Origin of the sequence: Nostoc sp. (genome assembly GCF_036917195.1) — a bacterium.
Classification (GTDB): Bacteria; Cyanobacteriota; Cyanobacteriia; order Cyanobacteriales; family Nostocaceae; genus Nostoc.
The window spans coordinates 1-20,355 of the sequence record NZ_JBALDG010000060.1; the positions used below are offsets into that span (position 1 = coordinate 1).

Sequence of the window (20,355 nt, forward strand, 5' to 3'; positions counted from 1 at the left end):
ACTATTTAATTCAACAACTGAAACATCCTGCCATCGCTATGTCTTTGGTATAGCTCAGAAGTGCCGATCGCCTGTGACAGTTGCGTAAGTCCTAAATATGTTTGGCTTTCGGAAATCCCCCCAACTCCCCTTAAAAAAGGCTTGCTCTGTTTCCTGTTTACCCCCTGACTGTCTAATTAGTATGTTCAATAGAACAAAGCACACATAAATATTTCTGGAGGACAACGGCAACGATTGGCTATAGTTAGAGCAATTGTCACCGATCCATCAGTCCTAATTTTAGATGAATCAACTGCTAACCTCGATCCTCTAAATAAGGCGCAAGTTTTAGATAAGCTGTTGTTACACCGCTCTGGCAAAACCACGATTCTAATTAGCCACCGTCCTAGAGTCATTATCTGTGCTGATTGGATTGTGTTACTGGAACAAAGCAGATTGAAAATGCAAGGTAATGCAGAGGAGTTGCGTTTACAAAGTGTTTCCAAAGCAGATTCGCAATCGGGAAACCATTTTGATTTTTTTACCCCTTAGACTGAACGCATATAAAACTTATGCATCGGCAAGTTAGACAAAATATCGATTAAAAACTTAAACAAAGGTAAGATAGCCTAGTACCATTTCACAAAAAAATAATAAAGATAACTAAGGAAGAAATATGATCATTGCGTTTGCTTGCCAATATGCAACGAATTGTTCTGGCTCGTTTCCGAACACAATCGCATACTGATGGTTATTTACGGGTTATTCACCGTTTAATACCCGATGGCAAATTTTTGGTAGTGTTTGATGGCGACAGCAAATCTGAAGTTTGTAAAGATTGCAGATAATCGCCCCACTTGATTGCAGCATCTATAATTAATCTTGCCCCCTGAAAGTTCGTTACCATGTCGGAAGAAGATATCCGAGCCGCAAGGCTGGAGAAAGTAGAACAACTCAAGCAGCTAGGGACTAATCCCTATGCCTATCGTTGGGAATCTACCCATCATGCAGCGCAGTTGCAAGAAAAGTTTGCCGATTTACCCAGCGGTGAAGAAGTTGATTTAGAAGTTGCTATAGCCGGACGCATTATGGCGCGTCGTGTTTTCGGTAAATTGGCTTTCTTTACTTTGCAAGATGAAACCGGCACAATTCAGCTTTATCTGGATAAAAATCGCATCCAAGAAAGCATGGCAGATATTGATGCTGATGCCTTTAATCACTTGAAACAACTCACAGATGCAGGTGACATCCTGGGAGCCAAAGGTACTATTAAACGGACTGAAAAGGGCGAATTATCTGTCTACGTTAAACAATATACTATCCTCACTAAATCCCTGTTGCCCCTACCCGACAAGTGGCATGGATTAACGGATGTTGCCAAGCGCTACCGTCAGCGCTACGTTGACTTGATTGTTAACCCGGAAGTGCGGCAAACTTTCCGCCGTCGCGCCCAAATTACTGCTGGGATTCGTCGTTATTTAGAAGAACGGGATTTTCTGGAAATTGAAACACCAGTTTTGCAAAGTGAGACTGGGGGTGCAGATGCGCGTCCATTTATCACCTACCACAACACTTTAGAAATGGAGTTGTATCTGCGAATTGCCACAGAACTTCATCTCAAGCGGTTGATTGTAGGTGGTTTTGAAAAGGTGTTTGAATTAGGCCGGGTTTTCCGCAATGAGGGAATTTCGACTCGACACAATCCCGAATTTACGACAATTGAACTTTACCAAGCCTACGCCGACTACAACGATATGATGGCGATGACTGAGGGGATTATTACCACTGTCGCCCAAGAAGTACTCGGCACGCTGGAAATTACCTACCAAGGAGAACCTATATATTTAACACCACCTTGGCGGCGGGTGACAATGCATGATTTAGTTAAAGAATCTACAGGTTTAGATTTTAATTCTTTCCAAACTTTGGAAGAAGCAAAAACAGCAAGTAAAAATGCTAGTATTCCTGATGTAGATGAAGCTCAATCAATTGGTAAGTTACTAAATTTAGCCTTTGAAGAGAAAGTAGAGGCCAATTTAATTCAACCTACTTTTGTAATTGATTACCCTGTAGAAATTTCGCCCCTAGCAAAACCCCACCGTTCTCAACCTGGTTTGGTAGAAAGATTTGAGTTATTTATAGTAGGGCGGGAGACTGCCAATAGCTTCTCAGAACTTACCGATCCTATCGAGCAAAGAGAACGCCTAGAAGCCCAAGCTGAAAGAAAAGCTGCTGGTGACTTGGAAGCGCAAGGTGTAGATGAAGACTTTTTGACAGCTTTAGAATACGGTATGCCGCCTACAGGTGGTTTAGGGATTGGGATTGATCGGTTGGTAATGTTATTAACTGATTGTGCCAGTATTCGAGATGCGATCGCCTTCCCTCTACTCAAGCCTGAAGGCAGCGTTATTAAGCAATTTAGCTATGAAGCAAAAACTCAAACACTGACTATTGAATTTGATAGTGGAAGTGTTTACGAGTATTTCAAAGTACTTCCCAGTGTCAAGGAAGATTTAGACAATGCACCGTCTAAAGGTCAATACTTTAACAAGTTTATTAAAGGGAAATTTAAATTTGAACAATTGAATTGACCTACTTAAGCATATAAACAGTGGGGTGCGTTATGGCAAAGCCATAACGCACCATTTTTATTGCCTAAGTTGCACTCACTTATTCTTTTCAACGATCATAAGCTTTTATTTAGCAAAACCTCATAATCACTTTAAATAATCAATGGTAGAGCGATGCCTACGGCGGCAAGCTACGCCTCACCTGCTATATAAAAATATTGGGTGGAGCGATGCCTACGGTAGCAAGCTACGCACCACCCAACCTCAAGTAATACTAAAATCTAATGACTAATTCGCTACCTCTGCTACCTCAATAACGCGCCCTTCATAGTCCTTGACCAAAAAATTCAGGGGCTTGTGGTTGCGAATCTTCAATTTCAAACCGCGCATTTCGACTCGCATTAAAATCATTTCTAGGCAGTCATGGTCAAAGCAAACGTGGCGTTGCTGATTTTTGCTACCTAAACTTGCGCCAGTAATAATGTGTAGCTGGGTATTTTTCTTTAATTGATACCATAGCCCATCTGTGGCATTATTCATCATTTTGTTAGACAAGCTCGGCCCAGTAGACATATATAACGGATCAATCCCAGTTGCGCCGATAGTTTGTTCGTAGTTGTAGTAGTAGTGCAATGGCACCTCAGCTGCTGGCAAATCTAGCAGTCCTTCATACAATTGTCGGGCAATCTCCAAATCTGACACCATTACAGTGTGTACTTTTGGGGCACTGGTGAGGAACATCCACATGGCACCAGCGTAAGCTGCTAGTAGCATCACCATAATGCCTTGGGTAGAGAACAGGCTATCCAAGGGCAGGGAAGGCAGAAAGGAGCCTAAGGTAAGGGGACTGAGCAGGAACGATATCACACTAACTGCTATAACCATGAACAAATAAGGATTCTATAAGGGAGCCGATTTTATGATTGTCGATTAAGACTAAAATTAAGTCTTTGTTTCTAGTTTATCAATACTCAAGTAGTCTGAGTCTGGGCTATAAACTGAGCAACACCAAGATATTATGCGATTAACTACGGGAGTGCAATTCCCAAAACTATTTTAACAATTATCAATCGAAAGGCTTATGCAAATTCTTCATTTTCCCGAAGCTAATCACCCGCTGGTGAAGTCGCTGTTCCATCACAGTGACGATGAACTACTGACTCTGTTTCAGCGCTATCCAGATGCCGGAAAGTACTTTACGGTGATTTTTTGCCGCTATAGTCCCATAGTGTATACCTTAATTCGGCATTCGGCGCGATCGCCTGTGCAAGCAGATTATCTGTTTGCCCTTACTTGGCGACATATCTACTACGAACTCGGTGGACTAAATTTAACCGACTCTGAATCAGGTAAGGAAGCTTTAACCATGCAAAATTGGTTAATTAATATGACAGCTTTCTGTATTAACGAGATTAAGCTACCACCCACAGAAGCAATTCATTATTCTCTTCAAACAACTTCGCCGCCACTATGGTGCTATGTACAACAGGCATTAGACCAATTACCACCTGTTTTGCGATTGATGGTGTTAATGGCTCAAACTTTCCACTGGAGCGAAACTAGAATCGCCGCCTATTTACAAGCCGAAGGAGAAGCGATCGCCCCTAGTGAAGTAGCCAATTATCTCCAGAAAGGCTATCGTATGCTAGAGGAAAAATTACCCACAGATATTCGCACTATTTACTTTGGGGAAGATTTAGAGCAATCTTGACTTAAGGATAAATGCGTAGATTAATTGTCTTTAATTTAATAATTTAAAACTTCTTTTTAGACCTTCTACTTAAAACTGCAACTTTACAGGTAAGTTTTATGAAACAAGGGCTTGTATTACCAAAGCAAAAGGTAGGCTTAGTTTGGGTAAGTGCAATTTTTCGGACTCAGATACTTTTACAGCCTAACGAAAAGACCTCTCCCTAGTTTTACTACTAGGACTTACGCACACTCTACGATTCTTCTCTACGAGACGCTGCGCGATGGCGTTCTTCTCTAACGAGACGCTTCGCGAAGGCATCTTGGCGGTAGCCTGCGGCAAAGCCACTACGTGTCTACGATAAATTAAGCTTTTTGCCGATTTTTGCGTAAGTCCTGACTATGCAAAACCGTCCCTCTTTGACGGGCGAGAGGGACAGATTTGAACTTCAGTTCAAGTGAGGGAGAGGCTCATCGAACTCACGTTTGATTAATTCAAGAAGACAGAACCGTTTCGTTCAATTCTCATGGCACTTCTGCCTTGAGTTGCATCCGTGGCTTCCTTAAATGTAACTTCCAAACTTCCTGGCTCCGAAGAAGGTTGTGGAGTCACGGTCAACTGTCCGTGATCTTCTCGTTCAAATGTCACCGTTACTGGTGCCTTTAGACCTTGCAGTGTTACATCTGACTTACCTTGTAGTGATCGCGGTGCCGTATCGCCAATCACTTGGAAAGTTACATTAGCCGCAGTCTCATTTTTCAACTTGATATTAACTGTACCATTTGCTAGGGCGATCGTAGCACTGGGGGTTTGCCGTGGTTGTAGTAGTTGTGGTTGGTCGCCAGAAACCGCCCCTGGCGAGGGCTGTTGAGTTTGCTCGCTAGGAACTGGGGGTGGTGTTGTGACACCTGATTCTGGAGCTTCACCGCCGACACTCAATCTTGTTTGCTCTGGTGATGGGGTAGCAGGGACGGGAAGAAGCCCTTGAGCAGCTAGTCTTTTAGTTAAGGCATTAGGAGGACATCCCGGCGGCACTACAACCTGATTATTATGTGGTTCTTCGTAGAAAATTCTTGGACAAGGATTAACCTTGGGAGGAGACTGCTGTGCTACTACTTGAGGAATTACTGGCAGACTAATCACTAATCCCCCACAAATAGCGCCAAATAACTCAGCGGACTTGCGAAAATTTTGAGACTTCATATTCTTTGTGGACTCCTAGAAAAACACTTATTTTTTTAATAGTTTTTAAACAGCAAATTTAATGCGGCTAAATACTGCAATTGTTATTATATAAAGTAGTTAATTTATTTAATTTTTTACATCTATCACAGGAAACAAATATTTCTTGCAGAATTAAGACTCAAGAGTTATTGGTAAAGTGACAGTAAACGTAGTGCCAATGCCTTGGATACTTTCAACTTGAATATGACCCTGATGATTTTCGACAATAGCTTGAGCGATCGCTAATCCCAATCCTGAACCAGTCGCACTGGCTGTAGCTGTATTCCCAGTTGTATGAGTCCGCGCCGGATCTACCCGATAAAAGCGGTCAAACAAGCGTGGTAGTGCTTCTGCTGGAATTCCAACTCCGGTATCACTCACTTTAACCTGCAACTGAGCACTGGTGTAACGTAGTCCAGAAACGCGATTTATTCCCTCTATCCGCGCCAATTTCACTTTTACCCGTCCACCTGCTGGAGTGTAATGCAAGGCGTTAGCAATCAAATTTGTGAATAGCCGCACCAACTGATCCCAATTGCCTGCAAGGGTAAACCAATTTTCTAGTAATTCGGGGCTAGTTTCCGAGGCGGGAGCGTCAACTAAATCTAGAGAAAGAGCGATTTTTTTTTCAGGGACTAATAATTGTTGTTCTTCAACCAGCTCCATCAGCAAGGCGTCCAATGGACAAGATGAAAAGACATCTTTGCTAATACCACTATCCTGCCGTGCTAGGAACAATAAGTCATTGACTAACTTACCTAAACGCTGCGTTAACCGTTCTACGACCATTAACTGTTGGCGATAGTGCAAAGAAGTAGTCGCTTCTGTCTCTGCTAAATCCAAGTCAGCAAGGGCGACTTGCACATTGGTTTGAATCAAAGTAATGGGACTTCTAAGTTCATGTGAAGCATCAGCAGTAAATTGTTTAAGGCGTTGGTAGGACTCACCTACAGGTTCCATCGCTTTACCCGAAAGAAACCAACCACTTGCTCCGACACAAACCACCATTAACCCAATACCTAGCGCCAAATCAAAAATTAATTGGCGACTGGGTTTAGTGACTTCAAACCAGGGATGGCTTACACGCAGATATCCTAATACCTGCCGTCCCACTTCCACCCGTTGCGTAACTTGTCGCAATAACAATGCTGAGTTTTGAGTTTTGAGTTTTGAGTTCTGAGTGACGAGTGAGGAGTTAGGAATTTTGAATTTTGAATTCTCTTCCTTGACTACGCGTACAGTTTCGCCAGTGCGGTTAGGACGAATGGGAATATTTAGTGGTTCGGATAGCGTTGACCAAAGTAATTCACCAGTGCGACTAAACCATTCTAAGTCAATATGGTCATCTTCTACAGTGTCGGCATTATCACGAAAACTGGCTTCTAGATTAATGCGAAATTTGTCAACATCATCATTGATCGGCTCAACTACAAGCGATCGCTCTACAATTTCCACTACATGATTGAGGGTATCGTCAATCCGCTCGATTAATGTACTACGGACATATAAATATACTCCACTGGCGAATAATAGTAGTAATACAGCGGTGATAGCAGTATACCAGACGGCAAGACGGCGACGAGTAGTTTGAAACATATTACAATGCAGAAGAAACTGCTTTAAATAAGCGAGTTAGAGAATTTGCCAGAATGAGTTTATCTTGTTGAACGGGTTCCTATTCAAAATGGCATCACTAACAGCGATACTTTACCCAATTTAGAAGTAGCAGTTAACAAAGAGTTAGTCTACAACCAAAATCTGCAATTGCCGCCGCAGCTAAGGAAACTGAGGAGAAAAAAAACTCCAGAAAAATAACTGTTTTGATATTTTAATTTTTTCAACCGATAAAAGCGATAATTAGGGACAAATCGCTTCACTTGGATGCCCGATTTAATTTACTATGTGTATTGTTATCCATCTGTATAGGCTACATCTGGCTATCCTAAGATCGTTATGGCAAAATCGAAGAAAAGCGCCAATCCCATCAATTTAAACGATCCACAATATTATCTTAACCGAGAGTTAAGCTGGTTAGAATTTAATGGCAGGGTGTTACATGAAGCCTGTGACGATCGCACGCCCCTTCTCGAACGCCTCAAGTTTTTGGCAATCTTTAACTCTAATTTGGATGAGTTTTTCATGGTGCGCGTTGCTGGTTTAAAGCAACAAGTAGAGGCAAAAGTCAGCCTGTTAACTCCCGATGGTCGGACACCACAACAACAGCTAGATGATATTAGGTCTACCCTGATTCCTCATGTAAAGAAAGAGCATCAACATTTTGAGCAAGTACTTCGTCCCCTACTTGTAAATCAAGGCATCCATATCCTGGATTACATAGATTTGAATCAGATACAGCGGACTCATCTCAACAGTTATTTTGAGGAACAAGTCTTTCCAGTTTTGACTCCCTTAGCTGTTGATCCTAGTCATCCCTTTCCTTTTATTTCCAATCTCAGTCTGAATCTGGCTGTTGTGGTCAAAAACCCAGACACCGAAGAAGAATTCTTTGCCAGAGTTAAAGTCCCCAGTGTTCTACCACGATTTTTACCGATACCGCCTGAATTGGGAGATCAGAACAACGAAAAACCTGCCAACTGGACTGGAGTCCCTTTAGAACAAGCGATCGCTCATAACTTGGAATCTCTATTTCCAGGGATGAATATTCAAGAATATCATCCGTTCCGCATTACCCGTGATGCCGATTTGGTATTGGAAGAAGATGAAGCAGATGATTTGTTATTAGCTATCGAACAGGAATTGCGAAAACGGCGGCTAGGTGGGAGTCCAGTCCGGCTAGAAATTCAATCCCAAACTCCTGAAATAGTGCGATCGCGATTATTACATGATTTGGAATTAACAGAAAGTGATCTTTACGAAGTAGACGGTCTTTTGGGCCTGCGGGATTTGATGTATTTTATGGCATTACCACTGCCGGAACTCAAAGATCCACCACGCCAATCTGTTGTACCATTACGCCTGCAAAGGCTGAGGGAACCGAGTTTAAACCCAGATTCATTGGAGACGGACGAAGGAAAAGACTTTTTTGCTGTGATTCGGGAAAAGGATTTGTTAGTACACCATCCCTATCAATCCTTTACGGCTACAGTGGTGCGCTTTATTACCCATGCTGCCTACGACCCGAATGTGTTAGCCATCAAGATGACTCTTTACCGGACTTCTGGCGACTCGCCCATCGTCAACGCTTTAATTGCCGCTGCCGAAAATGGCAAACAGGTATCCGTGCTGGTGGAATTAAAGGCGCGATTTGATGAGGAGAATAATATTTACTGGGCAAAACGACTAGAAAGAGTTGGAGTTCATGTTGTCTATGGTTTAGTGGGACTAAAAACCCATAGTAAAACCGTCATGGTGGTGCGGCGGGAAAAAGACCGGATACGTCGCTATGTGCATATTGGGACAGGTAACTATAACCAGAAAACGGCACGGCTGTATACAGATTTGGGATTGTTTAGTTGCCGTGAAGAATTGGCTGCTGACATCACAGATTTATTTAATTTCTTGACAGGATACTCCCTGCAAAAGTCTTATCGAGAGTTACTGGTTGCGCCTGTAAATATGCGCGATCGCTTTTTGGCACTAATTCACCGCGAAATCGAAAATGTTCAAAATGGATTTTCTGGGCGCATTGTTGCCAAAATGAATGCCTTAGTTGATCCGCAAATCATTACTACTTTATATGAAGCTTCCCGCGCCGGGGTAGAAATCGACTTAATCATTAGGGGTGTTTGCTGTTTGCGCCCAGGACTCAAAGACATTAGTGAAAACATTCGCATAATCAGCATTGTCGGTCGCTTTTTAGAACATTCTCGAATTTTTTATTTTCATAATAATACACAAGAGGAAATCTATATTGGCAGTGCCGACTGGATGCGCCGCAACTTAGATCGCCGAGTGGAAGTAATTACCCCAGTGCAAGACCCTGATATTGCAAAAGATTTGCAAGAAATTATGGGAATTATGCTCGCAGATAGTCGCCAAGCTTGGGAATTACAAGCCGATGGCAGTTACATTCAACGCCGTCCCTATGATGATTCTCCAGAAGCTAATTCACAAAAAATTCTCATGAATATGGCATTACGCGCAACTGGTGTAGCCTCAACCTGATTGATTAAAAAATTGATTAAAAAATCAGTTACTTATACCTTGACAACTAACTCAATTTAGTTTTTTTTTTAGAAAACTTTAATTTTTTGAGAAGTTATCTAAGTTGTTTGTCATGGGTTCACACAAGTTATTCAACCATAGGATAGAGTAAGTGCTAGCACTTGTTCCCATAAACTGGAGACATTATTTTAAATAAAATTGTCTTTTTCCTAAATGTTAATGTTATCTTGTGAGCTTTCTACCTTGCGTGTTCTAGTAGTTGATGACCACGAACTGACTCGTTTAACCTTACAATTAGTTTTTTCTTGCCAGGAAAATATTCAAGTAGTAGGTTTAGCTAGTAATGGTGAAGAAGCTATAGAAATGGTTAAACGTTGCCATCCAGACGTAATTGTTCTAGATTTACAGATGCCAGTCATGGATGGCTGGAGTGCGTCTAGTCACATTAAAGCTATATCTCCGAACACCCAGATCCTTGCTTACTCCTCAGTGGAAGACGTAAATTTTCAGGGAACAAAGGCAATGTCTAGCTTTGATGACGTTTGCAAGAAAGATGTACCTACAAGCGAACTTATTGCCTTAGTTAGGCAGTTGGGTCAACGTGCAGTAGATGGATAAATAATGAGCTATGTTGCTTTGCCAACTTCAGCTTAGTTCAATTATGGGGATTTGAGGAGATGATCCTACTCAGAAGCGTCGGTATAGCCTGAAGTTGACGGTTAGACCGACGCAGTTTTTGATAATTTCTACTCTACCGGAATGGTGCGTCTAAATTCATCAATTAATTCATCCAGTTCTTCCAAAGCCTGATTTACGTCAACTCTCAAAGTTCCCAGGTTAGGTTGCTCCAATAGGCTTAACAGGTACTCGCGTTTGCTTTGAACTGCGACAATTCGTTCTTTTATACTCTGTATATCCATTATTTTTTCCCATCTTTAACTACCTTTAAATTTAAAGTTAACTCAAAATCCAACATTCTGGGGCACTATACGCCCTCAGTAATCTACTACACTAACTTTCCTCCCTTAAAAACTCTCCGTGTCTGGTGTACCCCTACTTAAAAGCCAGCTAGCAAGAGCGTCTCTGATCGGAGAAACCAAGCCAGAAGCTCTTGACTTCTCTTTGTGTCAGTCTTAATCTGGCAATTTTGAGTTGGTTGAATATTACCACCTGGGGACGATGTTCTTTCCTAATTTGTTACTCATAGCCGATGATAATAAAACTGAGGTATTCAGACTTTATACTAATTTAAGCTCATGCTACGCCAAATCTCTTTAGGAACACTCGGTTTAACTATCGGTGGCATATTAACCATCATTGGCTTCGTCGCCTATGCTGGTAATAATGCCACACTTAATCTTGTTGGATTTTTTTACGGGATTCCTCTGTTGTTAGGAGGGCTAGCGCTGAAAGCTAATGAACTTAAGCCAGTACCATTTAGCCAAACTACATCACCGTCAGCATTGATACTGCGCCAGCAGCAAGCAACTGATACTCAAAATAAAATTCGCAAAGACATCACCCGATATTCCTACGGTCAAGATGCTCATCTAGATACAACACTTTCTTTTCTGGGTTTGAGTCCCACAGACCAGGAACGACCAACAGTCACAGGGTTGCGAGAAACAGAAGTTAATGGCAACTATGCCCTAATTTTGGAATTTGATTCTCCGCTAATACCAATTGATGTGTGGCAAAAAAAGCAGGAAAAAATGACCAACTATTTTGGTCCTGGATTGGAGATTCAAATAACGCAGCCATCTGAAAATACAATTGAGTTAGCGCTGATCAATATTAAAAAAGAGTCACTAGTCAGTAGTCAATAGTCAAGAACAAAAATTATCTTTACCCAAACGCCATGCCTTTATGGCTTGTCCTTACCCACATTTCTGTAACAGTCAAACTGCTGCGCTAATTGACATCCCACCCATAACTTAAATTCTGGACTAATAGCTTCTATTTACTAAGCGTGAACTTCAATTTTCACTTTCACAAAGGATGTCCATATACATCGCTTAAAATATTGTATTTAGTCCTTTTGAGAGGAATGCAAGCTATTAGCCTCAGAATTTATTTCAAGGCGGGATAACAACGAAGTGGAAGATTTATTTGATGTTGGTAATGACAAGGTTTTTAAGTATAGGGTTTCTCCCCTGCTTCCTCCGTTCGTGCAGTGTCTCCGTTAGGAGAAGTTCTAATGCCTACGGTGGTCACTGAGCAACTGGTGAGCTTGTCCTGAGCGTAGTCGTAAAGCCTGCGGCATAGCTACGCTTAGGGCGTAGCCTCTCCAAGAGTTGGGCGACTTATACTGAACTTGTCCTGAGCGACGCCGTTAGCGCAGCCTCTCCAAGAGTTGGGCGACTTGTGCCGAGTTTAGCCGAGGTAAGCCCAAGTAGTCGCGCCATGCTATACCCGTACGGGGATCTTGCTAGCAAGAGCGTCTCCAAGAGTTGTGCGGGCTACACCAACAGATAACGCATCGGAAGCTACTTCTTCGTTAACTCCTTTTCTGCTAAACAACTGACCAAAAAGTTACTTTTCTAAACGAACTGCATACCACTGTAAATATTGCCCAGGCCCAATATCTAATTCGCAGCTGGTGTCGAGTAAATATTGTGCTTGAGCTTCTACAGAATCAAACTTTTGCAGGTCAGGCGGCAAATCTTGAATTATGAATTGTTGGAGAGTTGTTTTGAGCTTTTCTAATAACTCTGATTGTGTAATAAATTGTTCTGGCTGATTTGTTTCTAGAACAACAAAATGATCTTGCTGATACATTAATGAGTCTGGCATATTAAAGATTTAGTAAACGTAAATAAATTTTGATTTTTTTATAAAAACTTTTTGTTGTTTGTATCGTCAAAAAGATGGCGGTTTTATCTGCTGTCTGTGAACCAATTAGAGGGTTTAGTTGTTAAAGATATTAATTTTTATTTAGTATATCTATATTTAATCTAATTTTAGTGACTAAATTGCTGTCTTTCCGAAGAAACAAACTATTTTTTAATATAACTAGATATACTGAATCGAATTCAAGGAGAATTTTTACTTAATTTATTAACTCAGAACGACTTGAGAATTAAGCTTTGCACTAAGCTTAACCTTAATCTTATGTAATTATACTAAACCTCTGCCAGCCTTGCGAATAGACTAAATAAATTTAAGTCAGGTGATATTAGTCTTTAGTATTAACTATCTTCTGAGCACGTTTTGGCAATTGCTTTGCCCTGTCTCACTAGATTTCTAAACTAATTACAGAACTCAATAATTAAGGTGTGCATTTGCAATTTTCAAAAAAATTGCAATTTGACTTTAAGAATGGGGAAATATAAAAGTAACATTTCCTCCCATAACCATAGCTGAACAAAAAGGTAACAATTGCCTTCATGTTCCAATTATAGATTGTCTATGCAACTTAATTATCTACCGCTTGCTTGGCTCACTAATATTGAACAGTCTAGTTTCAAAAAACAGTTGATTGTGAAGCCCGACACACCTTTGCCGCAAATCCTGGCATTGATGAAAAGAGCGATCGCCGCTATGCGATCGAGTTGCACAGCCTTTTTCAGAATAGTCCCGCAAGTGGAAGGCAACTCATGTCAGGCATAAGCCCATTTTTTAATTCTAAGCAGCAACCACAGCAATCACCCCTGATTTTAGTGGCTGATGATGACAAGAGCGTTCGAGTATTCTTGCGTAAAGCTATGGAAAAAGAAGGTTATCGAGTGGTCGAGGTCAATGATGGTAAGCAATGTTTAGATGCTTACGAGACTATCAAACCAGATATAGTTTTGCTAGATGCTGTAATGCCTGTGATGGATGGCTTTACCTGCTGTAAGCACTTGTTCCAAATTGCCAAAAATAATTTAAAATCAGCCGTTGAAACCTTTGATACTGACTCGACCCTTAACAATACTGTGATCTCCCAGATATGGGAGCGCACCCCTATATTGATGATTACATGCTTGGACGATGAAGAATCCGTAAACCTTGCTTTTGAGGCAGGGGCGATTGATTATGTCACTAAGCCAATTCACTGGCCTGTATTGCGCCAGCGGTTGCGCCGACTGCTAAAGGAAGCGCAAATTTACAAACAATTAGAGGCGGCAAACCAAGCTTTGCAGCACCTTGCCAATGTAGATGGCTTAACTGAGTTGGCTAATCGTCGCCGCTTTGACGATTATCTCAATGCTCAGTGGATTAATCTCGCACAAAAGGAGTCTCCCTTGTCAATGATTTTGTGTGATATCGACTTTTTTAAATTTTATAACGATAGATATGGCCATCCTGCTGGGGATATCTGTCTACAAAAGGTGGGTGCTGTCTTAAGCTTTAAGGTACAAAAACATCAGGATTTAGTGGCGCGTTATGGTGGCGAAGAATTTGCTGTGATTATGCCATACACCCCTGCATCTGGCGCAGTTCACATTGCCGAAGTGATACAAGCTGGAATTAAAGATTTGCAAATTGTTCATGACGGGTCTGTAGTGAGTCAGTATGTCACCCTTAGTATGGGCGTGGCGACTATTGTCCCCACTTGGGAATCATCACCTTTAGATTTGATTGTGCGGGCAGATAAAGCACTCTACGAAGCTAAGGCCGGGGGGCGCGATCGCTTTGTCTCAAGTTCTTAGTTCTGCTCTGACCAATGCCCAATACAACTTTACCAGAGGCTGCGCCAACGGCTTACCTCAACTACCTCGACTTCGCTACTTCGACGTCGGCTCCATCGAGCGATTTGTGCTGAGTTTAGCCTGAGCGTAGCCGTAAAGCCTGCGGCATAGCTACGCTTAGGGCGCAGCCTCTCCAAGAGTTGGGCGGCATCGACTTGTGCCGAGTTTAGCCTGAGCGGTGTCGTAAAGCCTGCGGCATAGCTACGCTTAGGGCGCAGCCTCTCCAAGAGTTGGGCGAAGCCGAGGTAAGGGCGCAGTCGTTGGCGCAGCCTCTCGAAGAGAAGCAAGCCGAGATGCTCAGTACAAGTCGGCACAAGTTCGCTCGGTACAAGTCGCTCAGTACAGGTGCCCAATCCCTAAGAAGGATAAACTGGCAGTGTGAAGTGGAACCATGCTCCATTATTGGGGGCAGAGTCTACCCAAATTTGACCATAATGTGCTAGGATAATGCGTTGGCATAAACAAAGACCAATGCCATAACCTTCTGTACCTTCATCCCGTTGCAGGCGGAAGTGGTTTTCAAAGATGCGATCGCGATTCTCTACAGGAATACCAGGTCCAGTATCGCCAATACTAAACTGAACTTTTTGGGTAGTACGGTGCAATCCGGCAACACTAATCTTGCCACCTTCTGGGGTGTATTTGATGGCATTATCCAACAAATTTACTAGCACTTGTCGGATGCGTTCTGGGTCAGCATATACATATGGCAAGTCATTGGGAATATCTGTTTCTACCTTTTGGCATTTGGCGGTGTAGCGATCGCACAATTCTTCTAATACATCTAAGCACAGTTTCCTTAACTGTAGCTTTTGTGGTGTAATAGGGAGTTCTGTATCTTTGCCACGACCTACCTGCAAAAGGTCGGCAATCATCCGATCAATGATCTTAGTTTGATTACGGGCTTGTTTTAATAAATGTGCCGTCATCGATGGTTTGAGGCGCTGAAATTCCCCTTTCTCTAAATTGTAATTAGATTGGAGAGTTTCTATGGCGATCGCGACAGCAGTTAAGGGATTGCGAAGATCGTGTGCCAGCATAGCAATCACCCGGTCTTTAAACTGTAGTTGCTCTTGGAGGTTATCTTTTTCCTGTTTCAAGCGAAAAATTTCGTCTGAGAGTCGGATTAGTTCAGCAGAAACAGCAACTGAATGGATAGTGGATTTGGGTAATGTCGCCCTAGCGTTGTCCTCTATACGTTCTTGCAAGTCTTCCTGTAATTTTAAGTAAGCGTCTACAGCGGCTTGCCAGCGAGGCCACCAGTTTTTCAATTGTGCTACTATATTACTCCCAGCTAAAATCTGTCGTGGTTCCGGATGGATTTTGATTAAAGCTGGCGTTGCGATCAATTTAAAGTGTTCTGCTAAGTAAGGTTGTTGTCCAATATCGATAATTTGAACTTCAAAAGTATACTCAGCCTGCAATTCTTTTAAATAAGCACGTATTCGCTGCACCTGTTGTCGGGACTTTGGGCGTTCATCGACAAACAGTAACAATTGGAGTGGAGCCTCAGAATAAATAGGCTGATCCTGGGAAACTTGCATGTAATCGTGTTTCAGCACTGGTAACAACCTGGCGACGTTTTACAGAAAGTAAAATTGACTAACGGTTGTCAATGGTCGTTGTTTTTTCTTCATTCATACTCCGATTAGATCTGCGTTTTTGACATCAGACATATATTTTTCAGCCTTTTGCCCCTTTTTGGCTAACTTCACCTCCAAGAAACACCTTTGCCCTTGAATAATATAAGTCTTAATTTGCCCTGAATCAAAAATATTCGCCACAACCAGCAGGTGAAAGGTTTAATACTATGTCAAATTGGCTAGTGGAGTAGTATGTCAATTTGATTACTCGCCTTGAACTAGTGATCACTGTACCAAACGCAGATGCTAATTGTATCTAATCTATCAGGAAGTTGTTAACTGTTCAGACCAAGTTTGTAGAGGGTTTTCTCAACCGCCACTGCATCCGATGAAGTGTCTTTTTTGCCTCTACCCAATCATTAGTAGGATTAGCAAAACAGCCATAGCTGACTATGTACTGCCTCTATAACTTGCAAAGCGCACCCTGTGCTGAGCCTTTCCTAAAAGAACCCCTGTCCTATCCCAGAAGACAGGAGATGGATTGCTCAAGAGAAAGCTTTGGATAACATAGAGGCGATGCCTACGGCGGTAAACTACGCACTTTTAGAGTCAGCACTCACTGCTTTCGAGGCTGCCAAGAAACTTGTGGCTACAGTACAAGTAGCACTTTCCTTAGAAAATCAATTTATAGATACTAGGGAAACTGCTGCGACACTTAACTGCTTTGCCTATGACCCCAGTCGCCAAGAACCACAAACTTAGGCTGCTAAGTTCCTGGAATTGCTTAACATTGGCATTTTCCACCTATTGCCTTATTCAGCTTACCATCGTCAGATGAATAATCTCCAGAATCGATTGTAAGCGAATGTTAGCGAACTTGATCTATTCCCTTGCTTGGGTGAGGCTAAAGGGGGCTTTAGTCTTAGTCTATCACTTCAGTTGCTTGGCGATCGCATTACAACTAGTGCATCTGCAAGGAGATTAAAGCTTTTGCTAGCTATGCTGTTCCTTGGCAAGTTCTCAATCAGTTATCCACTCTGCCAACTAAATATTTCTACAACTATCTAAAAAATTGATTCTCAATCTAGTGCTTTGATAAGGCAACAATTTCAGCGCTCAAATCAAGGACTAAAGTCCCGACTACAAACTGATTCACCCATCCAACTTAATGTGGTAAACTACTAACTTTGAGGAGCAAAATTATAAAACTCTTATCTAGCAAGTATTTCAAGTTTATTTCCTGTTTTTTTTTCCAAAGTGTTAGTTTGCCAGAATTTTAGGGAACTCTATAAATAAGCATGGGAATTATCAAAACCTAATGGCTGTAAAACAAAGACAATACGGTAGCTTTTGCTACCGTTTACTCATTTTTAGAGATAGGGCTTAGTTGACATTTAAATAAACAAATCTATAGCAGTCCTAAATCATTTGTAAAAATAAATTAACTGCAGAGGCGCAGAGGAGGGCAATTGCATGGGCGGGTTTCCCGACTTGAGCAAACTGCCCGTAGCGCAGAGAGAGGAATTGGAGATTTTTACGACTCATTTAGGATTGCTATAGCAGATATCATCATCTTCACCAATAGAGACATTTACCAAGAGGACGTGGTGAGTTGGTAGTGTCTTTTGGTGATATAAACAGGGACAGAGGCAGAGGAAATGGGTTTTTTTCAATATTCCAGTCCCTAATGCCCCATACCCATTTAATGAACAGTCTGCGCTAGGGTAGGAATTGAAACTCAATTTGTGATTTCCTGTGCTTCCCTGTAAACGTCCAGCTGTATTTCTAATTTGGGCTGTTCTACTGACTTCGTTAACAGCCTGTGCTAACAGTCCAGTCGCCAAAAACCTTGAGCAATCTTTGGCGGCAGATCCTAAGCTGCAAAGCAATCCAGTCGTCTTTGGAGAATCTCAGGGTAACCAACCACAAGCACAGCAAAAAGAATCAACAGTTCAGTTACCATCTGATTTTCCTAAAGATATCCCACTATATTCCAATGCCAAACTACAGGAAGTTACCCCTGCTAGCGGCTCAGAAAACAGAGTCTCAACTCGTTGGTTGAGTTCTGATCCCAGCAACTTTATTGCTAGCTTTTATAGTAGCCAGTTTCAAACAAATAACTGGCAGATTTTGCAACAGCCAACAGATAATGCGGCAGATGTCTTTGAGGCACGTCGTAACGATTTGCTGTTGAAGGTTTCCATTCAGCCTAAATCAGTTACTAACGCCACACCTAATCAACCCCAAACAGCCACTGAATTACTGATTGAGTACGTACCGAATAGTACAGCTACGGCACAGCCTACCCCAACTACAAATCTTAACGAAACTACTAACGCCATTCCCCAACCAGGAGAGCCACAGTTCATTGGGCCGATACCATCGGCAAACTTGGCAGCACAGCCACCAAGTACGGCTAATAACCAAACAACTCCTACAGCCACACCCGAATCTCAGGAATTCAACGATCTCAATAAGATACCGCAAGAATGGCGGCAACACATCCAAGACTTGGCTGCATTAGGTGTTTTATCCATAGAGCCAAAGACAACTAAGAGCAACTCTATTACCACAACTAACCAGTTTGAACCCGGTAAAATCGTTACACATCGGGAATATGCCCGTTGGCTAATTGCTGCTAACAATGCTATGTATCCCAGCAATCCAGCTAAACAAATTCGCTTGGCATCAGAAAGTACTCAACCAGCTTTTAGTGATGTGCCCGCAAAAGACCCTGATTTTCCAGCAATTCAGGGATTAGCTGAGGCTGGGTTAATTCCCAGTCCTTTGTCTGGAGATTCTACAGCAGTTTTGTTTCGTCCTGATGCACCCCTAACGCGGGAGGCGTTGCTGCTGTGGAAATTACCACTAGATACTCGCCAAGCTTTACCCTCTGCTAACTTAGATGCGATCAAACAAACCTGGGGTTTCCAAGACGCAGCGCGAATTGACCCCAAGGCTTTAAGAGCAGTGTTGGTTGATTACCAAAATAGCGAACAATCGAATATTCGGCGGGTATTTGGTTATACGACTCTGTTTCAACCCAAAAAACCAGTAACTCGGGCTGAGGCTGCTACAGTTTTGTGGTATTTCGGCACTCAGGGTGAGGGTGTATCGGCTGCTGAGGCTTTGAAATTAAAGCGAAGTTAAAGCGATGTCTACGAAGGGTTACGCAATTCTCTTGCGGTTAGTTGATAGTCAGCCTGCATAAAAGTGGGCAATTCCATCTCTAGGATGAAAACTTTGCTATTTCTTTTTAATGCACCTATTTTTATCAAGAAAATGTAAATCTAAGTATTTACAGTGTTTTTACCTGTGTATGATAAATTTTTAAGGCATAGTTAGGTGTAATAACGCAAATTAACTCATTAAATATGCCTGGTTTTGAAGTAACTGAAGAAAAGACTAGTTGTCATTATTGCCCCTTGATTACTTTTAAACAGATTAAAAAATACCACAGGTAAAACAAATATGAAAAAACAAGCTGTAGCGGCAGGATTTGTTCTATTTTCTTTTATGTTGCCAACCAAAGCCTCTGCTGCGAGTTTTGATCAACTTTATGTATTTGGCGATAGTCTTTCCGATACAGGCAATATATATAATATTACTGAGAAAGGATACCCTCCAAACCCACCTTACTTTGAAGGACGTTTTTCTAATGGGCTGAACTGGGTAGATTATTTCGGAGATCAGCTAGGATTAAAGCCCACTTTATTCACTACTATTCCTTCCACACCTCCTACCCAAGGAATAAACTTCGCTATCGGTGGTGCTAGCTCTGGTTTAGGTAATGCTGTCCTTCCCGATTCAAATTTACCGGGAGTGCTCAAACAAGTCCTTGATTTTGCTGGAACTTTGAAAGCAAATAATCAAACTGCTAATCCAGATGCACTTTATACATTGTGGGGAGGTGCGAATGATTTCCTTTTTCCTAACCCCAAAGACTCGACCAAGCCAATTAATAATATATCTGTGGCGTTGAATACTCTCATAGGAGCCGGCGCAAAAAATATTTTAGTGTTTAACTTGCCAAATTTGGGACAGCTACCAGCAGCTAAAACCGATGGTCGCAACCCTACACTCCTTAGCAAATCGAGTAGCGAGTTTGACTTGGGTTTAGCAAACACTGTGAGCGCTTTGAACCAAAACCCGAATCTCAACATCGTCTCTGTTGATATTTATTCTTTATTTAATCAGGCAAGTGCATTGGGTTTTACGAATGTAACCGAGTCTTGTCTATCTAGACCAGATATATGTGACCCAAAAAACAACAAGTTTCTTATCTGGGACGGTGTCCACCCAACCACCGCCGCTCATAAGGTGATAGCAGACACTGCACTGGCGGCGATTGAGGCTAAGTCTGTACCTGAACCCTCAATAAACTTAGGAATTTTAGCGCTTGGTGCTTTTGGTGTGGTAGGAGTGCTGAAGCGTCAACAAAAAAGATCAGCACTTGTACCAGCAAGTCGCGTTTTTGATGCACAATTGTCTCATAATAATATTTGAAAATT

General features: G+C 42.0%; 16 protein-coding genes and 1 pseudogene. 11 read left to right on the forward strand and 6 right to left on the reverse strand.

The window, feature by feature from the left end; translation table 11 throughout:
* Positions 1–207 precede the first annotated feature (207 nt).
* Both V7K40_RS18870 and lysS read left to right on the forward strand, forming a co-directional pair.
* Positions 208–531: pseudogene (locus tag V7K40_RS18870) on the forward strand (ATP-binding cassette domain-containing protein); the annotation flags it as partial.
* Positions 532–884: 353 nt separating this feature from the next.
* On the forward strand, positions 885–2,570 hold the full coding sequence (gene lysS / locus V7K40_RS18875) for a lysine--tRNA ligase (RefSeq protein ID WP_334962297.1): 1,686 nt from the start codon (positions 885–887) through the stop codon (positions 2,568–2,570).
* Between the two features lie 267 nt (positions 2,571–2,837).
* Here the strand turns inward: lysS and V7K40_RS18880 are convergent, their stop codons facing one another.
* On the reverse strand, positions 2,838–3,434 hold the full coding sequence (locus tag V7K40_RS18880; protein ID WP_298904646.1) for a glyoxalase-like domain protein: 597 nt from the start codon (positions 3,432–3,434) through the stop codon (positions 2,838–2,840).
* 196 nt (positions 3,435–3,630) lie between these two features.
* On the opposite strand from V7K40_RS18880, the gene V7K40_RS18885 reads away from it, so the two are divergent.
* Positions 3,631–4,260 carry a sigma-70 family RNA polymerase sigma factor gene (locus V7K40_RS18885; protein WP_334962300.1) on the forward strand — a complete coding sequence of 210 codons (630 nt, stop codon included), beginning with the start codon at positions 3,631–3,633 and terminating at the stop codon, positions 4,258–4,260.
* A gap of 468 nt (positions 4,261–4,728) precedes the next feature.
* On the opposite strand, the gene V7K40_RS18890 is transcribed toward V7K40_RS18885, so the two are convergent.
* Both V7K40_RS18890 and V7K40_RS18895 read right to left on the reverse strand, forming a co-directional pair.
* Complete coding sequence (locus V7K40_RS18890; RefSeq protein WP_334962302.1) at positions 4,729–5,442, reverse strand: hypothetical protein; 714 nt, start codon at positions 5,440–5,442, stop codon at positions 4,729–4,731.
* A gap of 153 nt (positions 5,443–5,595) precedes the next feature.
* Entirely contained in the window at positions 5,596–7,059 is a 1,464-nt protein-coding gene (locus V7K40_RS18895) for an ATP-binding protein (RefSeq protein ID WP_334962304.1), read from the reverse strand.
* A 357-nt stretch (positions 7,060–7,416) separates the two neighbouring features.
* Between V7K40_RS18895 and ppk1 the strand changes: the two genes are divergently transcribed.
* Together ppk1 and V7K40_RS18905 are read left to right on the forward strand one after the other, a co-directional pair.
* Positions 7,417–9,588, forward strand: coding sequence for a polyphosphate kinase 1 (gene ppk1, locus V7K40_RS18900; protein WP_334962306.1), 2,172 nt, complete (start codon positions 7,417–7,419; stop codon positions 9,586–9,588).
* Between the two features lie 213 nt (positions 9,589–9,801).
* Entirely contained in the window at positions 9,802–10,206 is a 405-nt protein-coding gene (locus V7K40_RS18905) for a response regulator transcription factor (protein ID WP_334962308.1), read from the forward strand.
* A gap of 128 nt (positions 10,207–10,334) precedes the next feature.
* Here V7K40_RS18905 and V7K40_RS18910 read toward each other — a convergent pair whose 3' ends face one another.
* Positions 10,335–10,508 carry a hypothetical protein gene (locus tag V7K40_RS18910; RefSeq protein ID WP_334962310.1) on the reverse strand — a complete coding sequence of 58 codons (174 nt, stop codon included), beginning with the start codon at positions 10,506–10,508 and terminating at the stop codon, positions 10,335–10,337.
* A gap of 336 nt (positions 10,509–10,844) precedes the next feature.
* Here V7K40_RS18910 and V7K40_RS18915 point away from each other — a divergent pair, with 336 nt between their 5' ends.
* Complete coding sequence (locus V7K40_RS18915; protein ID WP_334962312.1) at positions 10,845–11,414, forward strand: DUF2854 domain-containing protein; 570 nt, start codon at positions 10,845–10,847, stop codon at positions 11,412–11,414.
* Between the two features lie 706 nt (positions 11,415–12,120).
* Here V7K40_RS18915 and V7K40_RS18920 read toward each other — a convergent pair.
* Positions 12,121–12,381, reverse strand: coding sequence for a chlororespiratory reduction protein 7 (locus tag V7K40_RS18920; RefSeq protein WP_334962314.1), 261 nt, complete (start codon positions 12,379–12,381; stop codon positions 12,121–12,123).
* A gap of 615 nt (positions 12,382–12,996) precedes the next feature.
* Between V7K40_RS18920 and V7K40_RS18925 the strand changes: the two genes are divergently transcribed.
* Both V7K40_RS18925 and V7K40_RS18930 read left to right on the forward strand, forming a co-directional pair.
* The gene (locus V7K40_RS18925; RefSeq protein ID WP_334962316.1) at positions 12,997–13,197 is read left to right on the forward strand and encodes a hypothetical protein; all 201 of its coding nucleotides are present in this window, start codon (positions 12,997–12,999) and stop codon (positions 13,195–13,197) included.
* On the forward strand, positions 13,185–14,222 hold the full coding sequence (locus V7K40_RS18930; RefSeq protein WP_334962318.1) for a PleD family two-component system response regulator: 1,038 nt from the start codon (positions 13,185–13,187) through the stop codon (positions 14,220–14,222). The genes V7K40_RS18925 and V7K40_RS18930 overlap by 13 nt, the downstream gene beginning before the upstream one ends.
* Positions 14,223–14,617: 395 nt before the next feature.
* Here V7K40_RS18930 and V7K40_RS18935 read toward each other — a convergent pair whose 3' ends face one another.
* Positions 14,618–15,823 (reverse strand): histidine kinase, encoded by a 1,206-nt coding sequence (locus V7K40_RS18935; protein WP_334962320.1) that lies wholly within the window; start codon positions 15,821–15,823, stop codon positions 14,618–14,620.
* Between the two features lie 579 nt (positions 15,824–16,402).
* On the opposite strand from V7K40_RS18935, the gene V7K40_RS18940 reads away from it, so the two are divergent.
* The 3 genes from V7K40_RS18940 (at position 16,403) to V7K40_RS18950 (ending at position 20,350) form a co-directional block, all read left to right on the forward strand.
* Positions 16,403–16,606, forward strand: coding sequence for a hypothetical protein (locus tag V7K40_RS18940; protein ID WP_334962322.1), 204 nt, complete (start codon positions 16,403–16,405; stop codon positions 16,604–16,606).
* 993 nt (positions 16,607–17,599) lie between these two features.
* Positions 17,600–18,994: an S-layer homology domain-containing protein gene (locus V7K40_RS18945; protein ID WP_334962324.1), complete on the forward strand. Its 1,395-nt coding sequence runs from the start codon at positions 17,600–17,602 to the stop codon at positions 18,992–18,994.
* Between the two features lie 321 nt (positions 18,995–19,315).
* A complete protein-coding gene (locus V7K40_RS18950; RefSeq protein ID WP_334962326.1) occupies positions 19,316–20,350 on the forward strand; it encodes an SGNH/GDSL hydrolase family protein in 1,035 nt (344 codons plus the stop codon).
* Positions 20,351–20,355 lie beyond the last annotated feature (5 nt).